Origin of the sequence: Paraherbaspirillum soli, from assembly GCF_042654985.1 — a bacterium.
Taxonomy (GTDB): Bacteria; Pseudomonadota; Gammaproteobacteria; order Burkholderiales; family Burkholderiaceae_D; genus Paraherbaspirillum; species Paraherbaspirillum soli.
Genome location: NZ_JBHSMT010000012.1, coordinates 1 through 19,164, shown reverse-complemented (window position 1 = coordinate 19,164; position 19,164 = coordinate 1). Strand labels below are relative to the sequence as shown.

The following is a 19,164-nucleotide window of genomic DNA, read 5'->3' as shown; positions in this document are numbered from 1 at the left end:
GCAACTGGGGCGGATCTAGTTAAGGGTGTATGGCAAAAAATTATCTTGGCGGAAATACTAACTCCCAGAGCGATGCGCGAGGCACGACGAGCCAATCAAAGACAAAAAACGGACATTTCAATACGAATAAAAAATTTTTTAAAAACCGCTAAACCAATCCTAAAAAGCGCAGACAAGTTGCGTAAGAGGCCGCTCACGGAATGAACGGCAAAGATTATGCAATAGGAGAAGCGCAATGGTGGCGGTGTTTACAGGCAATGGCTTGGGAGTGCAAACGGGTTCGACGCGGCGCTTGGGCAGTCAGGGGCAGATCGGCGATGCGGCGCTGGGCCGGGCCGGCGACCAAATGTATGTGAACGCCGCCAGCGGCAACCTGTTTATCGACCGCCGTGACGAATTGCTGATGGGGCGCGGTCCCGACGCCAGCCTGCACCGGACCTACAACAGCTTGGGCGAACTGAGCGGCGGCAGCTGGCAGGCCGGCGGTGTGCGCCGGCTGCTGCCGGTGGTCGGTACGCTGGGGACGGCGGGCAGCAGCGTGACGCGGATCGACTGGGACGGCTCGCAAACGGTGTACAACTACAACGCCAGCCGCGGACTGTATGTGTCGAGCGACGGCGCCGGCGCGCGCAACACGCTGGCGTATTCGGCGGCCGACCATGCGTGGGGCTGGACCAACGGCAGCAGCCAGGCCACAGAGACCTATGCCGACAGCGACGGCGGCCGCATCAGCGCGCTGCGCGATCCCGACGGCAACACCGTCAGCTATAGCTACACCGCGGCCGGCTTGCTGGCGCAAATCAAGGCAGCCGACGGCGACACCACCAATTTCGATTACAGCGGCACCTTGCTGACGCAAGTGCATACGGTCACCGCCGCGGCAGCCGGCAGTGGCGGCAGCGCGACGGCGACCCGCACCTATTACGCCTACGATGCGCAAGGCCGGCTGAGCCAGGTCACGCTCGACCTGAGCCCGGACGACAACAGCATCGCCGACGGCAATACTTTCCAGACCAGCTATACCTACGACGGCAGCAGCCAGCGGATCGCCACGATCAGCCAGAGCGATGGCAGCCGCACCGCGTTCGCCTATCAAAACATCGGCGGCAACTACCGCGTGATCCGCGTCGATCAGGCCGACGATCAAGGCAATCTGCGCAGCACCCGGCTCGACTACGACACGGTCGCGCGCAAGACCACCATCACCGATCCGCTCGGCGCCAAGAGCGTGTTGAGCTACGACGCCCAAGGCCACCTGATCGCCAGCAGCGGACCGGCAGTCAACGGCGTCAGCCAGACGTTGACATATACCTATAACGCCGACGGCAATGTGGCGAGCGTGCAAGACGGTCTGCAGCATGTGGTCAGTTATACCTATGACGCCAACGGCAACCTGCTGACCCAGCGCGACCAGGCCGGCGACACGATCCAGCGCAGCTACGGCGCCAACAACCAGCTGCTGAGCGAAACCGTCTACCGGCAGGCCGCCAGCGGCACGACTGCGGCGGCCGATGGCGCCACCAAACGCTATGTCTACGACGCGCAGAACCACTTGCGCTACGCCGTCAGCGGCGAAGGGCGAGTCACCGAATACCGCTACAACGCTGCCGGCCAGCAAGTCTCGGTGATCGGCTATGCCGGCGCCCAGTACGACGTCAGCGCACTGGCCGACAGCAGCACGCTGGGCGAGGCGACGCTGACCGCATGGGTGGCGGCGCTGGCCGACAAGAGCCAGGCGAGCCGCACCGATACCAGCTACGACTTCCGCGGCAACATCGCTGCAGTGACGCACTATGCGCAACTGCTGGCCGACGGCAGCGGCAGCAGCGCCAGCGGCGACGTGCAGCGCACCAGCTATGTCTACGACCCGTACGGCCGCCTGCTGGAGCGGCGCGCGGTCGCCAGCGACGCCAGCCAGGTCGAACGCTTCAGCTATGACGGCATGGGCCGGCTGCTGAGCAGCACGGACGCTGGCGGTGCGCTGACCTTGTACCAGATCGACGACGCCCATAACCGCACCACGGTCACGCTGGCGAATGGCCTGACCCGGACCTCGACCTACAACCGCTTCGGCGAACTGGTCGGCGTCACCGAAGCCAATGGCAGCACGGTGCTGTCGCAAACCACGCAAGTCTATGACGCCGCCGGCCGGCTGCGCCAAATCAGCGACAACCACGGCCCGCGCAGCTACCTGCTGTACGATGCTGCCGGTCGCAAGACGGCCGACATCAGCGCCGGCGGCACGCTGACCGAATACCGTTACGATGCCGACAACCAGCTGACGCAGACGATCCGCTATGCGACGCTGGTGCCGGCCGCCACCTTGGCCAGCCTGACCGGCGCCGACGGCAAGCCGGCGGCGCTGACGCTGGAGCAAGCCGGCGTGCGGCCGGCCGCCGCTAGCACCGACCAGCGCGAATGGCGCTTGTACGACAGCGCCAACCGCTTGCTGAAGGTGGTCGATGCGGCCGGCGCGGTAACCGACTACAGCTACGACGGCACGTCGCGGCTGCTGCAGACGATCCGCCGCAGCACGACCATCGACCTCACCGCCTTTGGCGCCAACCCGATTGCCGCCAATGCGAGCCCAGCCGCCAATGGCGCCGACCGCATCACCCGCAACGCCTACGACAAGGACGGCCAGTTGCGCTTCGTGCTGGATGGCGAAGGCTATCTGACCGAATACCGCTACGACGGCGCCGGCCGCAACACGCAAACCGTCCGCTACGCCACCGCGACCTCTAGCGCGACGCAGGCCAGAGCCGACTGGAGCAACGTGCCGGCGGTCACCAGCGCCAACGACATCGTCACGGCCACCGTGTACGACGCGCGCGGCCTGGTGCGCTCGCGCATCGACGGCGAAGGCTATGTCACCGACTACCAATACGATGAAGCCGGCCGCCTGGCGCAAAGCAGCCGCGGCCAGCGCTGGGTGCAAGGACAGCTGACGCAGCCGGGCGCGCTGCAGCGCGAGAGCTATCGCTACGACGCCGACGGCCGCCTGCTGCAAAGCACCCGCACCCTGGCCGGCGGCGCCAGCGAAAGCACGACGCTGCGCTACGACCAGATGGGCAACAAGCTGAGCGACACCAACGTCGAGCGTAGCAGCGCCTATCGCTACGACCTGCAAGGGCGGCTGACGGCGGCCTTGTCGGCCAACGGCAGCGCGGCACTGGCCGCGCTGGGCGCCAATCCGGATGCGGCCAAGGTCGAGGCGATCTGGCAGACGCAAGGCGTGCGCTACAGCTACGACGCGACCGGCCTGCGGATCGGCATGCTTGACGCCAGCGGCAACCAGAGCCGCTATTACTATGACGCCGACGGCCGCCTGACGCATAGCATCAACGCGCTGGGCGAAGTGCAAGAAACCCAATACGATGCGTTCGGCGCCAAGACCCAGAACATCGCTTACGGCAACCGGCTCAGCGCCGCCATGCTGGCCGGCCTGAACGGCGGCCTGGTCACGCAAGCGCTGAAGGATGCGCTGGCGCAGCTGGCCGATCCGGCCAAAGACAGCCGCAGCCGCTTCGACTACCAAGCCAACGGCGCGTTGAGCAAGAGCACCGATGCGCTCGGCAATGCCAGCAGTTACAGCTATAACGCGTTCGGCGAATTGACGACCCGGCAAACGCCGATTGCGGCCGGGGTCACGGCGCTGCTGCAAACCACGTATGACCGGCGCGGCCTGGCTGTGGCCGAGGTGCGCGATGCCGGCGGCTTGAACCAAAGCAGCGCATCGCAGTACGACGCGTTCGGTCGGGTGGTGGCCAGCACCGACGCCAACGGCGTCAGCCGCAGCCGCAGCTACGACCGCAACGGCCGGGTGGTGACCCAGACCGATGGACTGAACCAGGTCGCAACGACCAGCTACGACGCGTTCGACAATGTGTTGAGCCAGACCGACAAGCTCGGCAAGACCACCCAATACAGCTACACCGCCTTCAATCGTCAGATCACGATGACCACGCCGGAAGGCGTGAGCACGGTGCGCAGCTATAACGCCCACGGCCAACAGATTGCGCTGCAGGACGGCAACGGCAACAGCACCACTTACGCCTACGACCTCGACGGCAACTTGCTGACGACCACGACCGCTGCCGGCAGCTTGAACCTGACGACCTCGCATGCTTACGATGCGAGCGACCGCCTGATCCAGAGCACCGATGGCAATGGTAAGCAAGTCACGTATAGCTACGACGCCGCCAACCGCTTGCTGACGCGCCAGCTCGACCCGAACGGCCTGAACCTGGTCACCAGCTATCAATACGACGCCAAGGGCCAGCAAGTCAGCAGCACCGATGCCAGCGGCATCGTCACGCAAATCCAGTTCGACCTCAAAGGGCAGCAAGTCAGCCAGATCGTCGATCCGGCCGGCCTGCACCTGACCACCCAATACAGCTACGATGCCACCGGCCATGTGCTGAGCGTGACCAATCCGAATGGCGGCGTGACCCAGTACGTGTACGACGCGCTGGGACGGCGCATCGAGCAGCACGTCGATGCTAGCGGATTGAATCTGACCACCCGTACCGCGTACGACAAGACAGGCAATCCGGTTGCGGTCACCGATCCGAACGGCAACGTCACGCGCTATGTGTACGACGCCAACGACCGGCTGGTGTTTACCATCGATGGGCAAGGCGGTGTCAGCCAGAATTTCTTTGACGCCAACGGCAATCTGACGCAGGTCACCAAATATGCGACGCCGATCGGCATCGCTCTGCCGGTTGGCGCTACCGATGGCAAGACGTTGCGCCTGAGTGCGATCAGCCAGGGCGGTTTCAGCGGCGCGGCCGCCGTACCGGTCGACACCAGCAAGAAATACGTGGTGCGGGCAAGAGTGCGTCAGGTGACTGGCGAGGGTTCCGTTTATCTGGGCGTGACGTCCAAAGACGCCAAGGGCGCCGATGTTTACAACACGACCGGCGGCACTTTCTCTTACGCCGGCGCGGTCAATGTCAAGCTGACGCCGGACATGGGCTGGCAAGTGTTCGAGGGCGCGATCAGCGGCGAATACACGCCGTCGACCGGGGTCTACGATCCGCATAAATTCTTTGCCGGGACCAAGGCCGCGGCGCCGCTCTTGCTCTATAACTACAGCAACGCCAACCCTGCTGCCAGCGGCATAGTCGAGGTCGACTACATGCAGCTGATCGACGCCGCCACCGGTGCCGTGCTCAATCCGAACGCCGACATGCGCAAAGGCACGGACGGCTGGAGCGGCGCCATCGCCGCCCAAAACAGCAATACCGACGCGTTGAGCGTGGCGCAGGTGCAAGCGCTGCTACACGCCGACGCCGCGCACGACATCAGCCAATTCCGCCGCTACGACCAGGATGGCCGCCTGAGCTGGAGCGTGGACGGCACTGGCGGCGTCACGCACATCAGCTACGACGGCAACGGCAATCCAATCAAGCGCATCGCTTACGCCAATCGCCTCAACGCCAACGACATGGCGCTGTTCAACACCGGTGCGCTGCCGACGCCGCAGGCCGACGCCGCGCACGACCTGGTCACGCAAATCGCCTACGATGCGGCCGGGCGCGCGGTCTACACGGTCGACGGCACCGGCGCGGTGGTTGAACAACGTTACGACGGCAACGGCAATGCCTCCGAACGGATCGCCTACGCGACGCCACTCGCCACCACGCAGCCGCTAACGCTTGCCAACATCGCGCAACAACTGACGACGCTGGCCGATCCGAGCCGCGATCAGCACACGCTCAATCGTTACGATGCCGCCAACCGGCTGATCTACACGGCCAACGCGCTGGGCTATGTGACGCAGAACGTCTACAACAATGCCGGCAGCATCGTGCGCCGGATCGCCTACGCGACGCCGCTGGCAGTCCCGGTGACGGCAGCGACCGACCTGACAGCGGTCAAGACCGACAGCGCCGACCGCACGACTAATTACGTGTACGACGCCGGCAACCGGCAAGTCTACGCAATCGATGCGCTGGGCGGCGTCACGCAACGGATCTACGACGCCAATGGCAATGTGACGCGCAGCATTCGCTATGCGACGCCACTGGCGGCCGTGACCGGCAGCGGCGGCAGCTGGACGATGGCGCAAATGCAGGCGCAGTTGCAACCGGACGCGGCGCACGACGTCACCATCAATTACGTGTTCGATGCGGCCAACCGGCTGAGCTACAGCATCGACGCGCTTGGCTACGTGACGCAATCGACCTATGATGCCAACGGCAACCTGACGCAAAGCACCAGGTATGCGCAAGCGATCGGCGTTCCGGTTGCCAGCGCCTTGAGCGCGGCACAAGTGCAAGCACTATTGCATGCCGATGCGTCAAAAGATGTCACTGAAAGGAAAATCTACGACGCCGCCAACCGCCTGGCCTACAGCATCAATGCGGTGGGTTACGTCAAACAAAACCAGTACGACGGCGCCGGCCAGATCATCAACACCATCGAGTACGCCCGACCGGCCGGCGCCACCGGCACCGAGAGCAGCGGCAATCAATTGCTCAACGGCGGCTTTAGCAAGATCGGTAGCGACGGCGTGCCGCAGAACTGGAGCTACAGCGATAGCGGCGCTGCGGCCGACGCCAAAGGCGTCAACCTGAGCGCCGACTGGTCGGTCGGTCAAAGCGTGTATGGCGAACAGACCTATTATCTGCATCAAACCGGGATCGGCCCGGCCAATAGTTATCAGCAAATTGCCCAGACGATTCCAGTGAGCGAGGGCCGCAGCTACAGCTTCTCGGCCTATGTTGGTGCGCACCGCGCCACCAGCGAAGTGATGCTCGAATGGTATGGCGCCGACGGCAAGTTGATTGGCACCACGCCGGCGACGGCCGCATCGCAGGACGTCAATCAAGAATATGTCGGCGGCAGCACGCTATACGGCTACAAACGGGTCGTCGTGACCGGCCGGGCGCCGGCTGGCGCAGTGCGCGCCAATGCGATCCTGCGTAAAGAAAACACCAATCCGGGCCAGGCCGATTCTTACCTGTTTGTGACGCGGGCGCAGTTTGAAGAGGTGCCAGAAGGCGTCAGCGCGCCGTCGGCCTGGAAGCTGCCGACCGGCGCCGGCCCCGGCATCAATCAACTGAGCAATGGCGGCTTTACCAGCATCGGCACTGATGGCGTGCCACAAGGCTGGAAGTACCTGGGGTCGGGCGCGCAGGCCGACATCAAAGGCGTCAACCTGAGCGCCGATTGGTCGGTGGGTCAGAGCGTGTTTGGCGAACAGACGTACTATTTGCGCCAAACCGGGATCGGCCCGGCCGGCAGTTGGCAAGAGATCTACCAATCGCTGCCGGTGGCTGAAGGCTGCAGTTACAGCTTCTCGGCCTATGTCGGCGCGCATCGCGCCACCACCGAAGTGATCCTCGAGTGGTATGGCGCCGACGGCAAGCCGATCAGTGCGGTGCCCGCGAGCGACGCTTCGCAAGACGCCCAGCAAGAGCGGGTCGGCGGCAGCAAGCTGGACAGTTATAAGCGCATCGTGACCAGTGGCAAGGCGCCGCCGGGCGCGGTCAGTGTGCTGGCGATTCTGCGCAAGAACAATACCTATGCCGGCCAAGCCGATTCCTATCTGTTTGCGACGCGGGCGCAATTTGAAGAAGTGGCGGCAGGCGCCACGGCGCCTTCGGACTGGAAACCGGCGACCTTGCAGCCGACCACGCCGCAGCCGGTCGACTACCGGATCACCCGCAATACTTACGATCTGGCCGGCCACCTGACGCAGCAAACCAAAGCCGCCGGGACATCGGCCGCGGCCACCGTCTCGTACGGCTACGACGCGCTCGGCAATGTCACCAGCATCACCAACGAGCGCGGCTATACGACCACCCAGCAATTCGATGCCGCCGGCAGAAAAATTGCGACCGCGGTGCCGCTGAACGACGGCGCCGATGGCCAGACGCCGCAGTTTGCGGTGACCACGACCCAGTACGATGCGTTCGGCAATGCGGTCAAGGTGACCGACCCGCTGGGCCATGCCGGTTACTTCTATTTCGATCAATTGAACCGGGCCGTGCTGCAAGTCGACCCGCTCGGCTATGTGACCCAGACCAGTTACACCGGCACCGGCAAGCCGGCCCAGGTCACGCGCTACGCCAATGCGGTGAGCGGCACGCTGTCGACCGCGATGCGGCCGACGCTGGTTGCTAGCAGCGCCGATGCGAGCACGAGCCTGCAATACGACCAGAACGACCGCCTGACCAAGAGCATCGATGCCGAAGGCGGATACGAACTGTACGGCTACGACAGCTTCGGCAACCGCATCAGCGTCCAGAACAAAGTACTCGGCATCACCACCAGCACTTACGATGTGCGCGGCTTGCTGTTGAGCGAGACCTTGCCGATCACCGCGCGCAATAGCGCCGGCGTACTGGTGCCGGTGGTCAAGCGCTACAGCTACGACGCGCGCGGCAACCGGACCCAGATGATCGAAGCGGTCGGCTTGCCCGAGCAGCGCGTCACCCATTACAGTTACGACCAGGCCGACCGCATGCTGACCCAGAGCGGCGATCCGCTCTCGATTCGCACCGTCAGCGGCTGGCCGACGGTGACGCCGACCCAGAGCTGGAGTTACGATGCGCGCGGCAACAAGACGGCGTACACCGATGCCAACGGCCAGAGCACCCGCTGGTATTACGACGCGGCCGACCGCAAGGTCAAAGAGTTGAGCGCGACCGGCACCTTGTCGACCTGGAACTACGACGCCGCCAGCAATATGATCAGCGCCCGCATCTATGGCGACCCGGTCGCAGCGCCGGTCAACGGCGCACCGCCGCAAGCGGCGAGCGAAGTCAACTGCCGCCAGACCGATTACACCTACGATAAAAACAATCGCCAAGTGCAATCGACCGTCAACGGCGCCACGTTTGCCCAGCGCCCGGTCGGCGGCACCAACCTCAACATCTATACCGGCGCGATCGTCACCGCGCGCCAATACGATGCGCTCGGCAACGTGATCGTCGACAGCGACGGCCTGGGCAACCAGACGCTGTCGTATTACAACGCGGTCGGCAAGAAGATCGCGCAAGTCGACGCCGAGAATTACCTGACGGTCTGGAGCCGCGACCAGAACGACAGCGCGGTGCAGGAAACCCGCTATGCCAACAAGATCAGCACCCCGGCCAGCCCCAGCAGCAGCCTGGCCGATTTACTGAAAAGCGTCAGCGCCGACGGCAACGACCGCATCACGACCTACAGCTACGACCGCCTGAACCGCTTGCTGACACAAAGCCGGCTCAACCTGGTCACGTCCAGCCTCGACGCCAAAGGCGCGCTGAGCACGGCGACGGCGACGTCGACCGTGCGCTACGCCTACGATGGCCTCGGCAACGTCACCGAAAAAACCGAAGCCAACGGCGAAGTCACCGATTGGCTGTTCGATGTGATGGGACGGCAAACGCGGGTGCAAAGCGCCGGCTTTACCGACTTCCAGGGCACGCTGGTGCGGCCGACCACCGACACCGTCTACGACGGCCTGGGCAACGTCACGCAGTCGATCGCGCGCGGCAAGACCAATACCGACGACCGCGTCACGCTGTACACCTACGATGCGGCCGGCCGTCTCAACAGCAAGGCGACGCAAAATGTCGACGGCATCGTGCGGTACGCGCGCGATGCGGTCGGCAACGTGATGGAAGAGCAGATCTATAGCAAGAAATCCGACGGCAGCGCGCGCCTCGACGTCAACGTGACCCACTACGACGCCGCCAACCGCGAGGTGTTCCGGCAGACCGTATGGCTGGTCAGCGGCGACCCTGCTACCGGCGTCTGGAGCGCCGGCGACACGCACGAGATCCGCTACAACGCCTACGGCGAAATCGTCGGCAGGGGCGTCAACGGCAGCAGCGCCGAGTTTGCCGAATACGACAGCCAGGGCCGCCGCTGGAAAACCAATGCCGGCGACGGCGCCACCAAGGCGTATCTGTACGACGCCAACGGCAACGCGACGGTCTTGATCCAGTCGGCCGGAGCCGACCTGAGAAATATGAGCTTGGCGCAAATCCTGGCGATCAGCCAGGCGCAAGGCGCTTCGCTCGATCCGGTGGTGCAGAAGGCGATTGCGGACGGCGGCATTCATATGACGGTCAGCGTCTACGACCGCCGCAACCAGTTGGTCGAGACGTATCAGCCGACGATGAAGAGTGCGCATAACATGGCCACCATCGAGCAGTTCCTGACGATGCAGGCGGGCAGCAATTTCACTGGCGGCAATGTGACCATGGGGCCGACCATGGCTAGCGTTAGCCGGGGGACGGCGCCGCCGGCGGCACAGGGATCAGCGACTGTTAACCCGTCAGGAACTGTGTCCTTTGTGTTTCGGCAGTTGAAAATAGTGCCCGAAGTAATCCAGCAAGGGGGAACCCCGCAGAAGCGAGTGCCATTGGTGGCGCCGACCCTTAATTCTTTTTTTGACATTTGGATCCCACCGGGATTGGGCAATGGCGGCGGCAATTTCCACGTTTATTTGGATGACAATCTCACTAGTGGGGAATTCGGCCCAGTTACCTTCGACGGCGAGAAAGTCTCTTATTTTCAAGCGCACCATCAATGGGGAGAGCCAGGAAAAACCATGACCGTTGGGTTGTATCAGGACATACCCGGTGGTTCGTCGAAAAATCTGACCTTGATCGCCCGGACCACTTTCACCATACCAAATCATAACGAGGAAGGAGATGGCTCCTATACCGATAGTTTCGGCGGTATGGCCCCAGTCCGGGCGCCAATCCAAATCAAAGATCAACCCCCATCGACCAATCGCTTGATTGTCATGACGCGGCCGGCTGGCTCAAACCAGCCGTGGAACCTTTTCAACGCGACCCCGGTTCCCAACAGCGCAAAAGGAGGCATAGATAGCTTTTTTTGCGTCGACTGGAGCCGCTGGGCCGATGGCAGCTACGAATATCAATACGTCGCACTGGACCCTAACGGCTTGGTACTGAACTCGGAAGCGGGCCTCTTCAAGGCTAGCCTAGCTGCGCCTAGCATGTTTCAGACACCGCAGCCGATTGGCGGCAGCGGTCAGGCGTTCCTGACTCGGGACGGCAACCTCAACATCACGCAACAAGGCATTACAGCCAATTCAGTCCGGATCCGCTACCGCCACGTCGGTTCGAGCGACGCCTGGGCAACGTATATAGCCGGTCCGGCTGGTATTCCCATCGTCAGTGGAGGCGGTCCGCTCGGGCCTGCCATCGCCTCGTCCTCCACACCGGGCTGGTTCACGATGCCAACCACCGGCTTGAGCGGCGACTACGAGTACTGGGCAGAGCCCTATACCGGTGCCAATGCGACCGGCACCATGCTCAATCGGGTCAAAGGCACGTTCACGCCAGGCGGCAATGCCTCTGCGCTGACTTCGTGGACCGAGATCCCGGAGAACGTCGCCTTTGGCGGTCAGCCGGCCAATTCGGCCGCGATGCACATCAATTACTCGGTGCGCGGCGGCGCCAGCGGCAGTGCGACCCTGGTGTGGGATGCCATGCACCAGCAATTCAATTGGGACGCCAGCAGCGTCGCGCCCGACCGCTTGGGCAACTATGTGATCGACTACAGCTACCAGACCTCGGACGCCGGCGGCGCCATCATCAATGCCGCACATGGCGCGCTGCAACTGGGGATCAATCCCGCCATGCTGTCGCATTTGAACGACGCGCTGCCGGCCACCATTACTTTCAATCCGCCCGCGACCAACGCCACGCAACTGGTGCTCCAGTACCGCATCGCCGGTTCGAAGGGGGCATACAACACGTTGACCTTGCCCAAGACCTGGGCCGGCAATTACGCCTGGAGCGTCGACGCATTGCGGCCTGCCAGCGGCAGCCTGAGCCTGGAATACGCGTACAGCCTGCTGGACGCCAACGGCCAGCCGGTGGCGGTATCGGGCGGCAATCTGCGCGCGGAGGGAGCGATCGAGATCAACGCTGATCGCAGCGGCGCGATGCGGCAGCTGCAGTGGACCGTGACCGGCTTGAACAACACGGCGCCGGACATCCCCAACACACAGGCCGCGATCCATCGCACGCAAACGCACAATGCGTTCGGTGACGTCGACAGCGAGACCGACGGCCGGACCCACGTTGTCTCGCTGGCTTACGACACGATGGGCCAGCTGATCAGCAAGCAGTCGCCGGAAACCGATGTCACGCGAGAGGACGGCACCACGGTGCGAGCACGGCCGACGACCAATTATTACTACGATGCGGCCAGCCATCTGGTCGGCGTGCGCGACGCCAACGGCAACCTCAACACGCAGCGCTTGCTGGCCGGTTTCGGCAGCGCGAGTGACAGCCGTATTGCGACTGAATTCCACGCCGACAGCGGCAGCAAGAGCGCCGGCTACGACATCTTCGGCAATGTGCGCACGGTGACCGACGCCAACGGCGTGACCAGCAATAGCTACGACCAGGCCGGCCGCCTGATCCAGGTCACGCGGCCGACGCGTCTTCCAGGCACGCCGGGCAGTCAAGCCGGTGCTGGCGGCGATAGTTATACCTACGACACGCTGGGCCGTCGCATCAGCCACACCAACGCACTGGGTCAGCGCGAAACCACCGACTACGACGCCGATGGCCGGGTGATCCGCACCCGCAGTTTTGCCGGCAGCGAAATCACCTACACCTACGCCTATGATCAAAACATCCTGGGGACGGGCGGGCAAAAGGTCGGCGGCTGGACCAAAGTCACCACTTATACCGACGGCGGCCGCAACGCCAGCGACAGCACCGATTACTTCAACCACATCAGCAGCCATCGGGACTTTGGCGGCCATGTCGTCACCTACAGCTACGACTACGCGGCGCACCTGAAGCACCAAGCCTCCAGCGCCGGGCAGAACATCGATTTCAGCTATTACGCCAACGGCTACCTGAAAAGCAGCATCGATCATGTGCTGAACGTGCAGTCATATTACGAATACGACGAGGAGGGCAACCGTACCCGCGAGGCTTACACCAGCGGCGACGCGCCGGCTAACCGCATCAATTTCCAAGTGGCCGATATCCAGTACGACGAGTTGAACCGGGTCAGTGACTTCCACGATCCGCAAGCGCACATCCAGTACCAGTACGACGCCAACAACAACCGGCGGCGGGTGCTGAGCGTCTATGACAACGCTCTTGATGGTGCGGCGACGACACAGGACTACTGGTACAAATACGACAAGCAAAACCGCTTTGTCGTCACCATGGGCCAGCTCGCCAACGGCAGCATAGTCCTGGGCACAAGCGGCGTGCAGATCGGTTACGACGCTGCAGGACTGCGGCGTAGCGCTGTCTATGCCGACGGCCACACCGAAAGCTACAGCTACACCAGCGACGGCTACCTGGAAGATGTGCAAATCAACGGCGTGTTGCGTTCGCGCCGCTTCAACGACCAACTGGGTCGGGTCCAGAACTACCTGGAATATGCCGCCGACGGCAGCACCGTCACCTACAGTAAAGGTAGCGTGTTCGATGCCGACAGCCGAGTCACGCAAGATACCGTCACCCAGTCGCCGGTGGGCGGCACCAGTCAAACTCGCATCACCAATTACGACTACCGTCTGGACGTGGGCGGCGGCCACTACACCGGTGACGATCAGGGTGTGGTCACGCACACCTACCGGTACGATCCCAACACGTTTACCGGCATCGGCCTCGGCACCGACACCATGACCAGCTATGTCTGGTGGGATGAGGCCAAGCAAAGCCAGATCCAGGTGTTCGGCACCGACCTCATGAATCTCGAGGCCAGAATCTGGGGCGGTGGGCGGTCGGACTTCAAGTACGACGTCAACGGCCATCTGCAGCAAGTCAATGGGTACGACACCGATGGCAAGGGCAATACGACGAGCAATTTGCCCTCCCGCACAATGGTCTACACCAGTGACGAGTACGGTCAGGTGCTGCGCCGAAACGAACTGAGTTCGGGCAGTTTAGGTGTGGCGCAACGATACTACTATCTGAACGGTCAGTTGATCGGCGACGTCAGCAACAATGGACCTTCCAACGTCTCGTACGCGGAAGAACTTGCCCGACGCGACGCCCAACAACTACCCAGCATTTACCGTTATGGCAAACCGGTGGCGTCGGCCGAATTCGATCAAAACTATCAACCGATCAACACCAGCTATCCGGGCACCACGGCCAGCGGCTACACGGTCAAGAGCGGCGACACACTGGCCTCGATTGCGCGCGCAACGTGGGGCGACGCGAACCTGTGGTACCTGATCGCCGACACCAACAACCTGAACGCCGGCGCAACTCTGGCCGCCGGCCAGCGCCTGACCCTGCCCAACAAGGTTAGCAACGCCCACAACAGCTCGGCCACATTTAGGGTGTACAACCCCGGCCAAGCGATTGGCGATACTTTGCCGACCTTGCCGCCGGAACCGGCGCCACCGCCGCTGCCGGGTGGCGGTGGATGTAGCAACGCTCAGATCTTCGCGATTGTGTTGGCGATTGTCGTAACCTACATCACGGCCGGGGCAGCAACACAATATTTTGGAAACTACATAGCAGGCAGCGCAGTAGGCGGAGCCGCCGGCGCGGCGGCATCGCAAGGCATGCTGATTGCCGCCGGCGAGCAGAATGGATTTGACTGGAAGGGGGTGGCGCTGGGCGCCATTGGCGGTGCGGTGACTGCCGGTGTTGGCGAATACATGCCAATGCCAGCTGGCAGTAGCGCCTTTACACAGGGCGTCATACGCGGCGCCGTCAGTAGTGCTGTCACTCAGGGCGTGGCAGTTGCCACGGGCTTGCAAAGTCATTTTGATTGGCGCGGCGTGGCGGCTAGCGCGCTGGCTTCCGGCATCAACGCCAGCGTCGCCGACAGCATGGGGGAGGCGCAATACGGAGACGAGCGCTGGAAATATCTGAATGGCAAGGATATCTCTGCCGCGGAGCGCAACGCGACATTTTTGAATGACATGGGCGCGACGATGACGCGTGGCGCTGTCGCGGGCCTGGCTGGAGGTGTCGCCAGCGGTTTGGTGCGAGGCGGCGGCATGCAGCGCAATTTCCCGGGCATCTTGCAGGATGTGGTGAGCGGCACGATAGGTAGTCTGGTGACTAAGCGCGTGGAGTTATCTCAGCAAAATGCCTCTGACCGCGTCGTTGCAGCGAGTGAACCGGATCGCGACTCCCACGACGATATGCGTCAGCGTCAAGTGAGCAAAGCGCCGTGGACTCTTCCTGCCGATTATGTCGAGAGCGGGGATGCGGTTCAAAATTGGGCGAATGCCCATCACCTGGATGCGCCGACAACCAGCACCGGCGTCGAGTTCATGGGAATGAATACGCAATCCTCGTTCCGTCCCGGTAGCTATGGCGACAGTTACGACACGTTCCGGCAGGGGGTGGGCAGCGACGGCGTATTCCAACTGAAACTGACGCACCATTTGTCGGCCGACGAACGGCTGGCAAATTGGCAGAGCAAGACCGAGGACTTCTTTATCAATCACCCGGATGCGGCCGCAAGCGCCCCTGATTCGTCAGTCAGGTACTTGGCTGCAGCGACCTACGGGATACGAAAAATAAGCAATGACATCGCACAATCTGTACTATCCGTTCCGCGTGTGCTGACCAGCGACACAATGGTTCCGGGCATGGTGAATGCGGTGCTGCATCCGATGGACACGGCCAATAACGCGTTCACGCATTTGCGGCAGATGCCGCTGCAAGACCAGCTGGTGTTCGGTTTGGAGGCGGCATTGCCGTTCAAGGGTGGACTGGAAGCGGTGGCGGGGCGGATACCGGGGGCAGGCAAGTTTCTGGTTGGGGAGCTTGGATATGACTCTGGCGTGACGCTGAATGCGGGTGGGGCGCGGTATGGCTTTGTGGGGGATGGCGTCAACAACACGGGGCTATTCGGTACGCAGCAAGGATCGGCTGGGGGCGTGAAATTTGGGCGTCTCGAGCCTGACGTTACAAATACGGCAGAAGAATTGGTATCGCATACCAGGGCTGCGGAAAAGGGCTACCCAGGCGTACAAGTGACCCCAAATGGCGGTCCGACATTCGCCAATAGCGATTACTTGTTTCCCGTGCAGGATGGTCAGCGTAACGTGCTAAATCTCGAAATGACCGGTAGTCGCAGACTTGACTTTAGAGCAGCCAATGAGGCAGCAGGTCTACAAGATCTCGTGCCTAGAGGTGCAGACTCGCCGAGTGGGTATGTTTGGCATCACGTTGATGACTTTAATCCCGCCACAGGAACATCTACGTTGGAATTGGTCGAAAGAGGAGCTCATAATGCGACTATTCCACATAGGGGCTCTGTCTATCAGTGGGAACAACTGAATGGCGTGCCTTATAAACGATAAACGAAAGAGGTTAAAGATGAACACCGTAAAAATTGTTGATGTTGCACCTTCAATTAACAATGACGAATTGAATGAGATAGAAGCTCGTTTGGGTATTTTATTTCCCGAAGACTTGCGGCAGCATTTTCTACACTTTAATGGTGGCAGGCCCGTGCCAAATTTGTTTCCAAAGGACGATGAATATTTCCCGGTGCACGAATTTTTGCCAATTAAGCACGGTATGCGCGGGACTCTCTTTGAAGATACCTATTCCGATCTCGTTCAAGGGAATGACCTATTTCCCAAGAATTTAATCCCTATAGCGAGTGATTCTGGTGGGGATTATTTTTGTTACAACTTGGAGTCGGGAAACGCCGGTGCAATCTGTTTCTATCAGTCTGACTATTACGATGACCCTTCGAGGGCCGTGGTGTATTTGGCTGCCAGTCTCGAAAAATTCTTGAATTCACTCGTGTCAGATGAGGGTGAATAACAGAAGTTGTTATGGGCTCCGGCAAGAATTGTTTCGCATATGCTTATTAATCTAAATGATGTAAAGAATTATTCTGAGAACTTTGCAAATCAATTTCCTCGTATCGCGGATAAAGTAACAATTAGGCGAAACGGCTTAACTGCGGATGAGGTCGCCGAGTTGAACGGTACCCTAGGGAAACGCTGATTAATTCATTGGACGGTGTTCCCACCGACAGGCTGGCCTGAGACAATAGCGGCACATTCACCGCCTGCCATCGACCATGCAAAAGAGCTTCTCCGATCTGGAATACGCTGCCAAGAAAAAGCTCACTCGGCGTGACTGCTTTCTCGCCGAGATCGACAGCGTGACGCCCTGGGGCAAGTTGCACAAACTCGTTGAACCGTTCTATCCGAAGGTCGTCGGCGCCGGTCGTCCGCCGATTGGACTGGCGCGCATGCTGCGCATGTATGTGGCCCAGCAGTGCTTTGGCTTGTCGGACGAAGGTATCGAAGAGGCGATCTACGACAGCCAAGCCATTCGCGCCTTTGTCGGCATTGATTTGAATCGCGAGTCGGCGTCGGACGCGACGACGCTGCTCAAGTTTCGCCACCTGTTGGAAGCGAAGGAACTGACCCGCCAGATCTTCGACACGATCAACGGGCACTTGGCCGAGAAGGGCTTGATGATGCGGGAAGGGACCATCGTCGATGCGACGCTGATCGCCGCGCCACCATCGACCAAGAACAAGGATGGCAAGCGTGATCCGGAGATGCATCAGTCGAAGAAGGGCAACGACTGGCATTTCGGGATGAAAGCCCACATCGGCGTCGACGCGGCGTCGGGCCTCGTGCACACCGTCGTCGGCACGGCTGGCAATGTCTCCGATGTGACTCAAGCATACGCACTGCTGCATGGTGACGAGACCGCCGCGCTCGGCGACGCCGGCTACCAAGGAGTGGAAAAGAGGCCCGAAAACGTCGGCAAAGCGATCACCTGGCATGTGGCCATGAAGCGCTCCAAACGCCGTGTGCTGCCCAAGACCAAACTGGGGCGCATGCTGGAACATCTGAAGGCTAGTGTCCGCGCGAAAGTCGAGCATCCGTTTCATGTCATCAAGAACCTGTTCCGCCATCGCAAAACGCGCTATCGCGGCTTGGCCAAGAACACCGCGCAGCTGTTCACGCTGTTCGCCTTCGCCAATCTGGTGCTGGCCGGCAGGCGATTTACGGTCACTGAATCCCGGAGTGCGTCCTGATCGCCGAAAGGCGTGAAGCGTTGCATCAAATCGGCTGAAAAGGCCGTTGTTCGGCTCCAAAAAATCGGCAATTCTTGCTGCGCTCTTCGTTCGTCCGCTCGGTGACCGATCCCTACTTAAAAAAGCGAATTGAACGGCGTTTCCCTAGAGTTGCCTTCTATATATATACGATGCATTCGCGACGCCGGTTTATTCGGTGTTTCTATCGGCTATTTCTCAATGTGGCCGGGTTCAATACAGACTGGGAACTTGATCGAATCAATTCGACAGGCAAATCAGGGAGATGAGCTTGGCAAAGCGGAAGCTCGAAATTCTCACTTGGTGATAGTGGCCCAAGAAGAGGCGAATTTGATCTGCGTGGGAGGAGTAGGTAGTGATTACCCTGACGTTGTCTATCTACTTGATGTAATGCGCTCGTCTCAGGTGGGGCGTAGAGACGTTGCGCCAGACTTCGAGTGTTTTATTTTGCTTGCAGCTAATCTTCATGAGATTTCTTGTAGATACGAGGATGCCCCAAAAACTGGGATCGAAAAAATGGTGGAGTGTTGTAATCATTTTCACTGCACTGCTAATCAAGTAGATTTCTGGAAGTCGAGAGCCGAGCTAATGCTGTCATAAAGTTCTCGTAAAGGGAGGAGGCTACGCTCGAACAAGGATGTTGAGCTTCCTCTGGGATTTCTTCTTTTGTAATCGATTTTGTTAAGAGCCAACACCCGCCTTGAGCGGGTGTTCTTGTATCAGACGGTCGCGGTAGGGGCGACGATCACCCGCCGCCCTTACCGCGATCCATCCAATGACGGATAACGCTACGCTCATCCGTCCTACAACTTGCGACGCATCCAAAAATAGCAGGACGCTAATAATTGCCATGGCGTCCTATAGCGGCTATAGTCGCTCCCGTCCCTGAGAATAAATATCAGGGACAGGGGTTTTGCAGCCTCGATTGCTAATGCGCACAAACCGCGTCATGCGGTTCGTGTGTCTACTGTTGCGCCTTCAACGGGTGGCAGTAGCGGGGAGTCCTTCGGGACTGCCGGCATTTCTCCATTAGCACCGGTCTGCAAATCCCGCTATCTGCCGCCGTGTGTCAAGAACGCAAAAGCCGAAGTATCGGCCGCTGCGATGCTTTATTGAAGATGAGGGTCGGCCCCTCGTGATCGGCGTGCAGGC

Annotated in this window: 3 protein-coding genes; all 3 read left to right on the top strand. The window is 60.9% G+C overall.

Annotated features, from left to right (window positions below; translation table 11 throughout):
* The first annotated feature begins 235 nt into the window (after window positions 1-235).
* The 3 genes from ACFPM8_RS06370 to ACFPM8_RS06360 all read left to right on the top strand — a co-directional run bounded on the left by ACFPM8_RS06370 (window position 236) and on the right by ACFPM8_RS06360 (window position 17,994).
* Window positions 236-16,285 (top strand): HNH endonuclease, encoded by a 16,050-nt coding sequence (locus tag ACFPM8_RS06370; RefSeq protein ID WP_378996182.1) that lies wholly within the window; start codon window positions 236-238, stop codon window positions 16,283-16,285.
* Between the two features lie 16 nt (window positions 16,286-16,301).
* Window positions 16,302-16,757 (top strand): SMI1/KNR4 family protein, encoded by a 456-nt coding sequence (locus tag ACFPM8_RS06365; RefSeq protein ID WP_378996179.1) that lies wholly within the window; start codon window positions 16,302-16,304, stop codon window positions 16,755-16,757.
* A gap of 262 nt (window positions 16,758-17,019) precedes the next feature.
* Window positions 17,020-17,994, top strand: coding sequence for an IS5 family transposase (locus ACFPM8_RS06360; RefSeq protein ID WP_378996177.1), 975 nt, complete (start codon window positions 17,020-17,022; stop codon window positions 17,992-17,994).
* Window positions 17,995-19,164 lie beyond the last annotated feature (1,170 nt).

What these genes read in the sequence shown, in the direction of transcription:
- ACFPM8_RS06370 (WP_378996182.1), top strand. Translation starts at nt 236, where the DNA reads ATGGTGGCGGTGTTTACAGGCAATGGCTTGGGAGTGCAAACGGGTTCG.
- ACFPM8_RS06365 (WP_378996179.1), top strand. Translation starts at nt 16,302, where the DNA reads ATGAACACCGTAAAAATTGTTGATGTTGCACCTTCAATTAACAATGAC.
- ACFPM8_RS06360 (WP_378996177.1), top strand. Translation starts at nt 17,020, where the DNA reads ATGCAAAAGAGCTTCTCCGATCTGGAATACGCTGCCAAGAAAAAGCTC.